This window comes from Mycobacterium sp. ELW1 (assembly GCF_008329905.1).
Lineage (GTDB): Bacteria > Actinomycetota > Actinomycetes > Mycobacteriales > Mycobacteriaceae > Mycobacterium.
Map to the genome: position 1 here is coordinate 1,381,074 of NZ_CP032155.1, position 13,792 is coordinate 1,394,865.

Genomic DNA, 13,792 nt, shown 5'->3' on the forward strand with positions numbered 1-13,792 from the left:
GTTCTAGCGTCAGTAATTGGGCTTTAAGGGCGTGCGACTGCTGGCATGACTAGCCACTGATTGACCAGCATGTCCTCGTATCGTTTGCAGTTGGCGCGATCCAACTTGTACTCGGGCATTTTCGTCAGGACGTATTGAAGTGTGTACTCTGCTTCAGCTTTTGCCAACCAGGTACCAAGGCAGGCGTGAGCGCCGACACCAAACCCCACGTGAGGGCGCCGCGGCCGATCTAGACGGAATTCCTCGGGGTCGGCGAACGTGGACTCGTCGTGATTGGCCGACTGCCACGAAACCAGTACGCGATCCCCTTCTTTCACGAGTACGCCACCGAGTTCGACATCACGAGTTGCAGTCCGTGCCACCACTTGGGCCGGTGAGATTAGGCGGACGAACTCGTCGACCGCTTTGGGAATCAATGACATGTCCGCTTGGAGAGTCGCTCGTAGGTTCCGATCAATGTCGAGATACCACAACATGTTCTCAATGAGGGCGGCCGTAGTGCGTGCTCCGCCGAGCACGGTACTAACGACGATATCTCGGATCTCAAGGTCGCTGAGCGGAGGATCGCGTTGGACTAGAAAGCTGATTAATCCGTCGTCGGGGTTGGAACGCTTCTCCAATACGGCAGAATGGAGTGTTTCCCAAACAGATTCAATGTCAGCACGAATACTGTCCTCGTCGCGATCCACATCCTCCTCCACACGGATACCGATCGCGAGTTCAACAGCCCGAAAATACCGCACTGGGTTAGATACATTTAGTTGCAGTAGGTGGAGTACGGCTGCTGATGGTATGGGCAGCGCCAGATCTGCCACTACATCGAAATCGTTGCGCTCGATGACTGCATCCACCGCTTGCTCTGCCAACGACTGTATCCACTGTCGGTCGCCGGCAATGGCCGGACGCGAGAATCTGTCGCGGAGCGCAACGCGATAACGGGTGTGCTCTTCACCGTCGGTCTCGCCGGGAATGATGCGAGGCCGGTCACTCTCTGGAATCGTTATGCCGCCGCGACGACCTGGTAGATACTCTGCAGTGAATGTCTTGTCATCTAGGATTACCTGGCGGACAAGGTCATAACTGGTGATAACCCAATGCCCGCCGTTACTTGCAGTCCACGCGATCGGGGAATTGTGGCGCAAGTTTGAAAGAATCTGCAAGCGATCCGTCGCGTACTCATGCGAATGATGGTCGAACTCTACAATTGGACAAGGCATGTCGGTTCCTTCCCTGGTGGTATTGCTAGCGGGCGGTCCATTCCTCGCTGACGTGATTCGCGGCTACTTTCCGGACATCATGTCAGCGCTGTCTTCACGGACACACCCTTGGGAGCTTTTTGTGTCATGAAACCAAAAAGGTAGCCGGCGACACGACGCATCTGAATTTCTTCAGATCCCTCGGTTATGCGATAGCGGCGGTGATGCCTGTAGATATGCTCGAAAGGCAGATGCCGTGAGTAGCCAAGTCCGCCATGGATCTGCATCGCCCTATCAGCAGCCTCGCAGCACAGCCGATTTGCCCAATAGTTGCACATCGATACTTTGTCAGAGACTGAGAACGCACCGTACTCATCCATTGACCACGCAGTCTTGTAAACCAGCGCGCGCAGCATCTCGCATTGGGTATGTAACTCGACGAGAGGGAATTGAATTCCCTGATTAGACGCTAACTTCCGTCCAAACGGGGCACGCGTGAGTGCGTATTCGACCGATTGGTCTATGCAATATTGGGCTGCTCCCAGACTCGCGGCCGCTTGACGGATACGGTTTTCGTTGAAGAAATGCTGTATTATCTGTAGTCCGTGTCCCTCGTCGCCCAGTATCGCTGACGCTGGAACCTCGACATCGGTCAGTCGCACATAGGCGTGATCAGTCGGCATGTTGAATGTCCACAGATAATTCACTACTTCGAATCCTGCGCTGTCCGGGGGACGAGAAATGCCGTCAGCCCGTGGGCGTCCCCTGCATCGCCGCTGGTGCGGGCCAGCACGAGATCGGCGGATGCAGTGTGGATTCCGGTGTTCCATATCTTCTCCCCGGTGATCAACCAACCAGCACTGGAACGACGGGCCGATGTTGTCATATGGGTAGCGTCGGAACCGTGGTTCGGCTCGGTGATTGCGAACGCCAGACTCCGTTGCCCGCTTGCCAGATCGTCAACCCACTCAGTCTTTTGCGCTTGTGATCCGTATTCGAGCAAGAGGAGTGCCCCGACTTGGTTTCCCACGATCGAATGTTCGTTCTGCAAGTCGTTATGCAGACCCAAGCCCTTACTCGATAGGTGCTCGCGAATAGCGGCCATAGCGAGATTACCTCCACTTTTTCCGCCGTATTCGGCCGGCAGGCCAAAGCGGTAATGTCCCGCTGCATCTGCGCGTCGACGGGCCTCTCCGAGCAACGATTCCCACTCTTCATTTGGCAGGCCTTCACGGTCCCAATCTGTCCGCGAATCTTCGCGTCGATGGTCAAAGAATCGCATATTGTCGTTGTCGAGTTCCAACGGCTTGATCTCGGCCGCAATGAAGTCATCGAGTTGTTGTATGTAGGTAGTTATGTCCGAAGCGAGTTCAAACGATGTACTAGAAAAATTCAAAGTATGCTCCTCTTTGACGCGCACCGCGGGAGAGTGCGATCACCTATTCGATCGTCGTGGCAAGTGACCGCGTAAGCCTTTTTGCTGTCACATTCTCAGGTGGCTGGGTTGGGGCGACGGAAACGACATGCCTATCAACAAGGGATTGAATTTCGGGCTGCGAGTAGCCCAGCTCGCCAAGGATTTCCACAGTCTGTTCGCCGACTGCCGGTATGCCGCGTGTGCTGCCGATGGACCCATGGGCATCTGACCAGAAGCCAGCTGGGTGTTCGAACCAGCCGTAATCCTTGGTGGCAAAGCCGGTGACGAGGCCGGTCTTAAGGCGGATTTCTCGGTCGAAGAAGCCGTCTCGACCGTCGATTACGACGAGCTCGGCGGGGACATCGTCACTACGCAGTCGTGCGAGTATGTCCGCGGCGGGGCACTCAGCTATGACTGGCTCAAGTGCTGATGCGGAGTCAACGCCAAGAGCTTTGTGCAATGCCTGCCTGTCCCGCTCGCTCACCGCCGCAATCGCAATCCATGCGTCGCTTGCTTCATAGATGCGGTAGTACGGCGACACTCCGTGCTGGTTGGCGTCAATCGGTTGGAAGGGAGTCCGGCTGCCGTCGGCTCGAACGAGAGCCTCGCTGGAGGACATGGCAGCGACGCCGAGGAGCGACGTCCGTACAGGACTGGCCTGCCCGGTGACTGCGCGGCGATACAACGCGATAACCGACGCGAGGAAGAGGCTCAAACCCGCTTGTGAATCCATCGCCGAATTACGTAGCCACGTAGGCGGATTGCCGGTCCCGGAGATGTGTTGTTCCCATCCCGACAGTGCGCACGCTGCGGGGTCGAATGCGGCGAACTCACGCCACGGGCCGCGTGCGCCGTAAGCTGAAGAATGCGCGTACACGGCTGCCGGGTTGATCGCGCGGACGGATTCCTCGTCGATTCGCAGCCGCTTTGCGGCTGATTCGCGCATGTTGTGCATGACAACGTCGGCCGAGCGAATTAGCCGCTCGATGATCTCTGCTGACGCGGGGTCGCGCAGGTTGACCGCCAAAGCGCGTTTGCCTCGTTGACATCCCGTGAATTGGTTGATGGTTCGACCCTGTTCGCCCCATGGGGGCTCAACTTTGATGACGTCGGCGCCAAAGTCGGCGAAGCATTGGGCACCCAACGGGCCGGCTACGTAGGATCCGAAATCGACGACACGGATACCGGAGAGGCCCACTCGCGCGGAGTCCACACCATTAGCGGCCGGTGTTTGCTCTGTTTGGCAACCGTTGATTACGGAGTTGCGAAGCGCCGTGAGCGGCTGCGTCGGTGTCCATGGAGCGGGGCCGCGCACCGAAGGGGCCGGTCGGATCTCGAACGGGAAACCCGCTTGGACAGTGGGCCCGAATCGCTGGTCTTCTACGGGTACGGCGTACTCGTTGACTCGCGTCTGCTCCAGGGTAAGGACTTCGCCCATATCCAACACAGGCATGCAGATCACCCCCGCTGGCCACAACAGCGCTGTCCACTCGTCGACGGTCTTCGATGCGATCACGCTCGACCATTCGTGCCGGGTCTCGACAGTAACGGCGGAACCCGCTAGATGGGATCGACCGGCAGCAGCCAAAGCCGTTGTGATGGGCTCGGATTCGGTGAATCCGCCGAGGAGGTGGATCCACCGATCGTCGGCACATCGGAATATCGTCAGATTCGATGGGTGGTCGTCACGCCGCAATGCGTGACGCGTCATCCAATCCGGCGGCCGTTCGGCGCGCTGCCAGTAGAGGCCAGCAGGTACGAGTGCTCCTTGCAATAGGCTGGTGTACACGGGATACGACGCTCCAGAGGCTCGCCGCTGCAGTAGTCGCACCGTAATGCCCGCCGCCAGCAGGTAGGCGGCACACCAGTTGGCGAACGGCATCCGGATGAACATAGGGCCAGGCCCAATCGCCTGCTGTTCGTCCATCGCCCCGAGCCTGGCCTGAACAAGGATCTCGTATCCGGCACGTTCGGCATCAGGATGATGCGGCGGATAACCCGTTACTGCCGCGACGATCAAGCCGGGGAACCTGTAGCTGAGCGATCGGTCGTCGAGGCCTAGTCGCTCCGCTTTGCATGGCGTCAGATCGTGGACGATCACATCAGAGCGCGAAAGCAGATCGTCCAAGGTGCACCTGTCGGCATCGGTATTCAGGTCCAAGGAGATCGAGATCTTGCTGCGATTCCAAGCGGCGAACCCGGCAGGGCAAACCCTGCGAACAACGTCACCATCGGGTGGCTCGACCTTGATCACGTCAGCTCCGACCTCGGCTAGGAGCCTGGTTGCAACAGGCCCTGCGAGCCCGGTGGTCAAGTCAAGAACAGTCAGGCCGGCTAACGCTCCACCCCTATTGGCTTCTTGCCCATCCGGCACCGAGCTGGTTGTCGGACGCTTACGCGAAACCTCCGCGTCTCTCGTCACGTGGCCTTCCTCGTCGTCAGCTCCTCTGCTGAGCGTTCGTTCACCGACATTAACGCCTGACGTCGTCGTTGCGCAACCAGGCATTTCCTGCTTAGGCTATGGCGTCCCGTCGATACTTCAAGACGATCAGTATCGGCCTTTTGAACATATGCTCATCGTCTCAAGGATGGGGTGCGCCTATGAGTGAACTCGTGTTGCCGACTACCACGCCTTCTCCGAGTCCGGTGGTGTTCAGCTCGGATGAGCCGACGGCGAGTGCGATTATCTTGGCCGGCGTTGCGGAGTTTTCGACGCGTGGCTTTCACGGGACTTCGGTACGCGACATCGCTTCCGCAGCCGCTGTAAGCGTCGGAACGCTGTACAACCACTTCGGTTCCAAACATGAACTGTTGAGCACGATCATGAATCGCGGCATGGACGATCTCTTGACCAAAACCGAAGATGCGTTGTTCCACGCAGGCGCGGATCCGGCCGATCACCTGCGTGCAATAGTCGGCGTGCATGTTGGAGTGCACGCGCATGCTCCCCGGGAGAGTCTGATCGGGAACTCTGAACTCAGAAGTCTCGAGCCGGCTGTGCTTTCACTCATCGTGGCGAAGCGGGATGCTCAGCAACGAATGTTCTATAGGGTCATCGAAAATGGCGTCGCCCGTGGCTATTTCACCACGTCGACGGCGCGGGACACGGCCCGCTTCGTGATAACCGCATGTACTGCCGTGGCGTCCTGGTTCCGGCTTGATGGTCAGCTGCAAGTCGACGAGATCGTCGCCCGATATCAAGACATCGCGCTGCGTGCGGTCGGTTACCGGGAGCAGGACTAACATGGACAGCGAGCTTGTCGGCAGTCTGCAATTTCGACTTCAGCAGGTATTCGGCGGAGATCATTCGGTAACGAACCTCCACCGGCTGACAGGCGGAGCAAGCCGCGAAACTTGGGCGTTCACTGCGTCTCAAGGCGATCTGCACCGGGAGATGATCTTGCGGCGGGATCCACCTGCTGCCCCGGACGGCGCGCGAATGGCCTTGGAAGCGGCCGTGTCGACGGCCGCTGGCGCGGCAGAAATTCCGGTGCCTCGTATCTATGACTGCAGTAGCGCGAACACATCTGGCGCTGGTCTCGGCAGCTCCTACATCATCATGGAGAGGATTTCTGGCGAGTCCCTGCCACGGCGTCTGCTGCGTGACGACACGTTTCGCGAGATTCGGAAGGCGCTTCCCTACGAGCTCGGTCGCTTGCTGGCTCGATTGCATCAGATCTCGGGCAGTCAGTTCACGGCCCTTCCAAGTGAAGATCCGCTGGAAGCCTTGTTTCTTCAGTACACAGCTACCGGTTCCGCCGTCCCGATTCTTGAACTGGCGTTTCAGTGGTTGCGGGGGAACCGAGTCACCGACTGCCGAAAAGCCCTCGTTCACGGCGACTTCCGAAACGGGAACCTCATCATCAATGAGCGCGGTGTCGCTGGCGTGATCGACTGGGAACTGGCCCATGAGGGTGATCCCATGGAGGATCTCGGTTGGCTATGCACCAAGACATGGCGATTTGGTTCACCCGAGCCTGTGGGCGGGTTTGGTCCCAGAGAAGCACTCTTCGAAGGTTATTTTGATGAATGCGGAGTTCGGCCGGACCCGGCCGCTGTCCGCTGGTGGGAGGTGTACGGGACACTCCGTTGGGCCGTGATGTGCCGCGTTCAAGCGTTCCGTCACCTCTCGGGGCAGGAGTTCTCTGTTGAGCTGTTAGCGATCGGACGTCGACTCGCTGAATGCGAGCACGACTTGTTCGACGAACTCCTGGCATCAGGGCGGGTTCGGGATTTTGAATACTGCCGGGATCCCCTGTATGACAGTGCATTCAGAGCCGAAGTAGATTCATCGAATCTATACGGATCACCGACATTCGCAGAGATGCTGACTGCGTTGACTCGCTACATTTCCGAACTTCCTCGCCGCAACGACGAGCATGACTACCTTAATCGGGTGGCAGCCAATGTCGCCAAAGTTGTCCTGCGAGAGCAAATTGTAGGCCATGCGGCGGAGGCGGCACACGCTGCGCGACTCTCCCAGCTCGGATTTCGGACCGAAGCTGAATTGGCACTCGCACTACGCGAATCCGCCGTCACGGCTGACGATTCCGATGTGACGGACTTTATGCAGGAAGCGATCCAGGCGCGCCTTCTTGTGGCGAACCCGGCATACCGCTGATGGGAAAGTTGTGGTTGAGGCGGCGGGATTGGCGCAGATGTCCCTGATATTGGCGCGGCGAAACAGCATCTGTGCGGCGAAGCATATTTATCGGTTCAGTGCTGTTCGATGTCATGCGTCACTGGGTAAGCAAAGACGCAGGCGGAAATGAAAGAAAACAGGTCTGGGTCTGAGGCCGAAAGGGGCCGAAATATGTTGCACGAGATAGCTGTTCATTGCCCAGCCGACGGCAGGTGTGTGGGAAGCGTCCCCGCGGTCGGTCCGCTCGAGGTTGCTGCCACTGCTACTCGGCTTCGCGCCGCGCAACCCGAGTGGGAGGATTTGGGGCCTCGGGGTCGTAGCGCTCATCTGTTGCGTTGGTTGGACTGGTTGTTGGACAACGAACATCGCATTCTGGCACTGGTTCAGTCCGAGACCGGAAAGTCATGGGCCGACACGACGCTAGAGATGGCCGTCGCTGTTGATGTAATCAACTACTTCACTAAGAACTCCGAGCGATTCCTTGCCGACCGCAAGGTCAAGCCGGCGGGGCCTGCCAACATCATGCGTCGATTGCGCGTCCAGGTGCGGCCCCACCAGTTAGTCGGACTCATCACACCGTGGAACGGGCCTCTGGCTGGTCCGATGATGGATGTGATTGGAGCGTTGGTCGCTGGCGCTGCGGTACTGACCAAACCGTCCGAGGTCACACCCCTCACCTGGACCGAAGTGGTGCGCGGGTGGCGTGACGATGTCGGTGCACCACCAGTGCTGGCCAGCGTGACGGGCGACGGGTCCACGGGCGCCGCCGTTGTTGACGAAGTCGATATGGTCATGTTCACGGGTTCGGTACAGACAGGACGTGCAATCGCGGTGCGCGCTGCCGAGCGCCTAATTCCGTGCAGCTTGGAACTTGGCGGGAAAGATGCCTTCATTGTCTTAGCCGATGCCGACCTCGAACGTGCATCCAGCGCGGCGGTGTGGGGCGGAATGACCAACTCTGGACAAGCGTGCGTGGGAGTCGAACGGATCTACGTCGAGGCGCCGGCATACGAGGAGTTTGTCGGACTCGTCACCAACAAAGTCAAGGCGCTGCGCCAGGGAATGGATGCACCTGACAGTTTCACCTATGACATCGGCGCCATGGCCACCGCACGCCAGGTCGCCGTCGTAGCAGACCACGTGCAAGACGCTGTCGAAAAGGGTGCACGCGTGCTCATTGGCGGCAGGCCGACTGGACGCGGCAACTTCTTTGAACCAACTGTGCTCGTTGACGTCGATCACTCGATGAAATGTATGCGTGAGGAGACATTCGGCCCAACTCTCGCCATCATGAGGGTCGCCAACGCCAATGAGGCGCTTGAATTGGCGAACGACTCATCCTATGGGCTCAGTTCGAGCCTCTGGACGCGTAGTAGAAGAACTGCAGACCGGTTCTCACGCCGGATCGAAGCTGGCTCGGTCTCGGTGAACAACGCGCTGGTCGCAACGTTCCAAATGCCGATCCCGATGGGCGGCTGGAAGAACTCGGGTCTGGGAACTCGATTCGGCGGCGCGCAAGGAGTGCTCAAATACTGTCGCCAACAAGCTGTAGTCGAAGAGCGGTTCCCGCTCAAGTCCGAGCCGTTGTGGTATCCGGTGGTCCCTGCGAAGGCTCGTGCGATTGCCAAGGCCAGCCGACTGCTTGGCGCCCACGACTGGAGACGACGCTTGGGTGGTTCTCCCCGCGATTAGACGGATATGGGTGAGTGGAATCGAGCTGAGTCTTGACCCGTGGCGTGCGTGCCGGGGCGGCTAACTCAAGTTGGCGAGTCGGTCACCCGTTCTGAACAGCTCGCTTCGACCAGCGGCGAGTGGATGCGCCGGGCGCCGGCGTTCAGGGATCTTCGGCCAGTCTGCGATGTTCGAGTGTTGTCCGAACAGAAGGCACTCCGCGACTCAGGGCCGAGCCTCACCACAGGCGCCCTATGGGGCACGCGAAGGCGGCAGTTGCGCCAAGATCTAGTGGTTCTCAAGGAAATCCGGGCGTAGTACACGGCACATCAATCGACCGTTAAAGTTTGAGAGACAACCCGATTCAATCGAGTGCTGGCACTCTCGGTGATTTTCAGCAGATTCGGCCAGCTGTGTCGTGGGCTCATGTCACGTCGGCTGTGGCCAAACCACCGGCGTGGTGTGTACCTCCGATTAGAGTGGCTGCGGGGATAGATCTTCTTCGAACCACATGCCCACTCGCGCCAGCGACCCTCCGTCGGTGGACCCAATGGTAGCCCCAGATATGTAGGCCGAATCGTCGGAGACAAGGAATAGCGCGATCTTGGCGTTGTCGACCAGCGACGGTGGACGATTCAGCTTGAGGGGGATTGGCGAGACCACCGGATCCCATGGGCCAGCAATCTCCTCATATGACCGGCCAACCACCGGTGCCTCGGCGGCCATTAGAAAATTCGGTGACATCCCGTGTGTGGGTGCAATCGCGTTGACCCGGATGCCGTAACGGCCGAGATCTAGGCTGAGTCCGCGGACAAGGCCGTTAACTCCGGCCTTTGTGGCGCTGTATAGGGCAATGTTGTGATACGCAACTAATGAGGCAGCTGAAGATGTTGCTAGAACATTGCCACCCCCATTGGCTTTCAGATGAGGTACCGCTGCTTGGATCGTGTAGACGACGCCGGAGAGATTGATACCCAAAACGTGCTGCCAATCGCCATCAGTCAGGTCTTCGAAGGGGACGAATTCACCCCCCATCACTCCAGGCACGCCTCCGCGCGAGATAACCCCGGCGTTCGCGAAAATGATGTCGAGTTTGCCGAAGTGCTTGAAGGCTGCGTCTACGGCCGCGGTTATCTCAGTCTTCTGTGCGACGTCTGCGACAAGCGAGATCGCTTCGCCACCTTGCTGATTGATCAAATCAAGCGTCTGTTCAGCACGTTGCGAATCGATGTCCACAATGGCGATCTGCGCTCCCTGGGAACTGAATAGCTGTGCACACTGTCGACCCAGCCCGGATCCCGCGCCAGTGATTAGTGCCACCTTGCCTGCGAGTCGCATGTCGCTCCTTAGATCTAGCAGTTCTCTTGGGGATATTGAGCATTGCGGTGGCTTCCTGCCTAAGGACCGCAAGTGCTTGGTAAGGGTTACGGGTGCGGAATGATGTTGTCCGCGAATGCATGAGGAACGAGCGTAGGGCTACGTTCGGTCAGCAGAATGCCGTGGCGCGAATTCGACTAATCGCCGTTCTCGAGGATCAGTGCCCGCTCGGGACAGACTCCCACGCCATCACGCGTGGCCTGCTCATCACCTGCGTTGACGACATGCTCCTCAAGAATTGAGTATCCGTCATTGTCGATGGGGAATATTTGTGGGTCCACGGCGTAGCACTGGGCATGGCCAACGCACAGCGGTCGTTCTAGGCGGACTTTCATTTCGCACGCTTTCTTCTTCTCGACACCTGTCTTGCCCTACATGTTCTGTTGCTGATGCGTTCGACGACCGGATTCGGTTGCGGGGGAGCGCGATAGCGCCGGCCACATCACTTCACTAAGCCTTCAAAAGGATCACGGCTACCCGAGGCTCGTTGCTTCGGTGGACTCGCTGTCACTAGGGTCGTTTGCGACTGTGGCCAAATTGGCTCGGGTGTGGATACTCTCGTCGGTCGGAGTGAACAACAAGTGAACCTCGTCGAGTGCGCGCACCTGACTGTGGTGGTATCGGAGTTGCTTGGTTGGGTCGAGCCGATAATCAGGAATTCGACGATGTAACTCTTCTAGTGCGATACGGAGCTCGACGCGAGCGAGATGGGAACCCGGGCACCGATGCGGCCCAGTGCTGAATGCGCATTGGGGTGGGACCTGTTTCCGTTCAAGATCCATTTGGTCAGCGTGTGGGAAATGAGACTCGTCGCGGTTCGCGCTCCACAGAACGACAAGAACCTTGTCACCGGCTTTCATAGGCACACCACCGATGGTGGTGTCTTTGGTGACGAGACGCCCAACGGACACCGGCGCATCCAAGCGCAGGATTTCCTCGACTGCGTTGGGTATCAATGTGGGGTCATCGATGATCTTGCGACGCTGATCAGGATTGCTCGCCAGGTGCACGAGTCCGAAGCCGAGCGTTCCCCGGACGGTATGCAATCCGCCGAGCATCAACTCGAACAGCAAGTGCAGTAGGTCGTCGGTCCCAATCCTCTGGCCCGGGTACAGCTCCGATTCGACGAGTGCGCTAGTGGCATCGTCTTCGCCGCCCGTGCGCTTACTGAGCATTTCCCCGAAGTACGCGAACACCGACTCAGCCGCCTGCTGCCCGAGACGCTGCTGCTCCTCGACCGGGAGCTCGGAGTCGGGCGTCAGGATCGTCTTGGTCCAGTCCGTGAAGAGGTCGGCGTCTGACTGCGGCCAACCCATCAGAGCCAGAAAGAGTCTCGATGGAAGAGGATGAGCGAACTGCCTGAGAAGCTCGACCGATCCGCTCGGCGCAAATTCATCAATGAGGCTCGTTGCGATGCTGCGAATCTCGCCCTCAAGAGCGAGCATCCGCTTCGGGCTGAACAACGGAGCGAGTACTTGGCGATAGGCCGTGTGCTCGGGCGGATCCAGCTGACCCGGGATGACCTTTCCGGGAAACGGCGCGATCGAGACTCCGGAGCTGGAGAACACTTGCGGCTGCCGGAGGACATCACGCGCGTCTTCGTAGCGGGTCACTACCCAGTAACCTCCAGTGGCCGTGGTGAAGCCGACCGGTGTCGTCGAACGAATCCGCTTGAGCTCCTCATGCACGTTGCCGGCACGAGATTCGTCGTATACGTCGTAGTCGACCACCAATTCGGCCGGTACACAACTAGGGTGCGAAGGCATTATTTCTTTCGACCTTTCTACGAGGATGTTGCGCTTTGGAATCACCCGTGCGCAACCCGATATCCGAAGAGACTGAATGGATTTTGTGGTCCGCGTGGCGTGATCGCAGAATGATGGGCGTTAGAAGTCCTCCATTCTGTGACGCGCGGCAGTCGTGAACCTTTAAGCTTGAGATCGCGAAGCCCGTTGCGGCCCGCCGGTGTGATGGATAGCTACTCCTCAACAGCGGAAACCGCTGACTCGGCCTACAAAACCTGCCAACTTCCGTTCCCGTCTCGATAGAAGTAGTAAGCACAATCGCCTCCCCCGATGCAACGTGTCCCAGCTTGGGTCGCGATCTTGACAGGCTCAGAAGGAATGACCGCACTCGACTCAAGTGCGTAGGTCGTAGTCACGTTCGCGAGGGCGTAGACGGGGTACATCGGACTGCTGATCAAGAAATGCTGGGCGCAAACGACGCACCATGCATCACCAGGTCTCTCGCGTTCGGTGATGGGGCCGACCATAATCGGGCCGACGAACTGAACGCTGACTTGGGTCCCGAGTGGCTGCCCTCTGGTGTAAAGATCGGTGATCGCTTGCTGGATCTCTGGGTCGGTGGGCGGCGGCCCAGGGTTGCCGGTATCGGCCGCTGCCGTGCCGCCACTGAGGGCGACGATGATGCAGCAGCCAACGAGAAGCATCAACTGCCGGGCTGCAAGGCGCACAACAGAGCTGGCCCGGCGTCGGAGGCGCTGAAAGCCGCCCGGTGCCCCGGATTCACAGGTGGGGAAATCGTGCATCATTGGTTTCTTTGTCGACGCTGGGTGACTGAGCCGCCTCGGTCAATTTCGGCGTGCGCGCCAATGCCATCGGCTGTCGGATGCCATTTTAACAGACCGACTCGACGGCCGGTAATAAAGGCAGAACTTGGCTCCACTTGGGATCAGGAAGTGATCGTGAAGGCGTACCGCGCTGAAGCTCTGGCTGAACAAGCAAACATCTAGCCGCCCGCCAAGATAACGACAGCCAGCGCGTATCCCGCGTCGGCGTCTACGAGTAGGTCCAGGCCGTACTTGGTATACGTGCAATCAGGAATTGAATCCCAGCCCTGCGTGATCAGGCCATGAATTGCTCTCGGCGAGGTATCCCCGTAACCGGAGAGCATCTTCGCCCTGCCTGTGGCGTAGCCCAGCTCGCGCAAGACCGGAATCGGATCTTCAAAGGGTGTAAATCTTGCCGTGTGCTGGATGTAGGCTTGCGTCTCGGTGTTAGCCCTATGGGCAACGTCGTCCAGCACCGTGTCCGATTGCAGCGCTGGACACCCTGTGCGGGCGGCATCTACTGCGGACCTCAGGCTGGTTACCGAGTCGGCTACAGATGCCGGCGCGGAGGCCAAGAGCATGACGGCACTTACGCCCATGCCGAACAAGGCACTGTCCGCGCGTCGACGTACCCCGAGAAACCGTGAGGTGGTGTGCCGGGCAGTCCGACGCAACCTGAGCAAACCCGCCATCCTGGACCGCCTTAGAGGTTCGATTGACATCGTGATGTGCGCAACACTAATGTACCGGACCGACGCGGCGGACGGGATTTGATCTCGTCGGCAATCGCACATCGGACGGCGGTTGGCGCAAATAGCCGATGGGCGAACTAGGGAGGCTCGTGAGTTCACATCCTGCAAGCTGTTGGCCGCATCTCGGCCGGATCCGCAATCTTGCACCGGCCAACCAGCGGCCATCGA

At 58.9% G+C, this 13,792-nt stretch carries 9 protein-coding genes and 1 pseudogene; 3 read left to right on the plus strand and 7 right to left on the minus strand.

The window, feature by feature from the left end:
• Positions 1 to 23 precede the first annotated feature (23 nt).
• From D3H54_RS06445 to D3H54_RS06455, 3 genes and pseudogenes are all read right to left on the minus strand, one after another.
• On the minus strand, positions 24 to 1,217 hold the full coding sequence (locus D3H54_RS06445; protein WP_149378343.1) for a cytochrome P450: 1,194 nt from the start codon (positions 1,215 to 1,217) through the stop codon (positions 24 to 26).
• 77 nt (positions 1,218 to 1,294) lie between these two features.
• Positions 1,295 to 2,553 (minus strand): annotated as a pseudogene (locus D3H54_RS06450) (acyl-CoA dehydrogenase family protein).
• 82 nt (positions 2,554 to 2,635) lie between these two features.
• Positions 2,636 to 5,119, minus strand: a complete 2,484-nt coding sequence (locus tag D3H54_RS06455; protein ID WP_149378344.1) for a CoA transferase — start codon at positions 5,117 to 5,119, stop codon at positions 2,636 to 2,638.
• Positions 5,120 to 5,214: 95 nt separating this feature from the next.
• On the opposite strand from D3H54_RS06455, the gene D3H54_RS06460 reads away from it, so the two are divergent.
• From D3H54_RS06460 to D3H54_RS06470, 3 genes are all read left to right on the plus strand, one after another.
• Complete coding sequence (locus tag D3H54_RS06460) at positions 5,215 to 5,856, plus strand: TetR/AcrR family transcriptional regulator (protein ID WP_149378345.1); 642 nt, start codon at positions 5,215 to 5,217, stop codon at positions 5,854 to 5,856.
• A gap of 1 nt (position 5,857) precedes the next feature.
• Positions 5,858 to 7,234 carry a phosphotransferase family protein gene (locus D3H54_RS06465; protein WP_149378346.1) on the plus strand — a complete coding sequence of 459 codons (1,377 nt, stop codon included), beginning with the start codon at positions 5,858 to 5,860 and terminating at the stop codon, positions 7,232 to 7,234.
• 192 nt (positions 7,235 to 7,426) lie between these two features.
• Entirely contained in the window at positions 7,427 to 8,947 is a 1,521-nt protein-coding gene (locus D3H54_RS06470) for an aldehyde dehydrogenase family protein (RefSeq protein ID WP_149378347.1), read from the plus strand.
• Between the two features lie 453 nt (positions 8,948 to 9,400).
• Here D3H54_RS06470 and D3H54_RS06475 read toward each other — a convergent pair whose 3' ends face one another.
• The 4 genes from D3H54_RS06475 to D3H54_RS06490 form a co-directional block, all read right to left on the minus strand.
• Positions 9,401 to 10,264, minus strand: a complete 864-nt coding sequence (locus D3H54_RS06475; protein WP_149378348.1) for an SDR family NAD(P)-dependent oxidoreductase — start codon at positions 10,262 to 10,264, stop codon at positions 9,401 to 9,403.
• 176 nt (positions 10,265 to 10,440) lie between these two features.
• Positions 10,441 to 10,638, minus strand: coding sequence for a ferredoxin (locus D3H54_RS06480; protein ID WP_149378349.1), 198 nt, complete (start codon positions 10,636 to 10,638; stop codon positions 10,441 to 10,443).
• 138 nt (positions 10,639 to 10,776) lie between these two features.
• Positions 10,777 to 12,033, minus strand: a complete 1,257-nt coding sequence (locus tag D3H54_RS06485) for a cytochrome P450 (protein WP_168214794.1) — start codon at positions 12,031 to 12,033, stop codon at positions 10,777 to 10,779.
• A 1,018-nt stretch (positions 12,034 to 13,051) separates the two neighbouring features.
• Positions 13,052 to 13,348 (minus strand): hypothetical protein, encoded by a 297-nt coding sequence (locus tag D3H54_RS06490; RefSeq protein ID WP_149378351.1) that lies wholly within the window; start codon positions 13,346 to 13,348, stop codon positions 13,052 to 13,054.
• Positions 13,349 to 13,792: the final 444 nt, after the last annotated feature.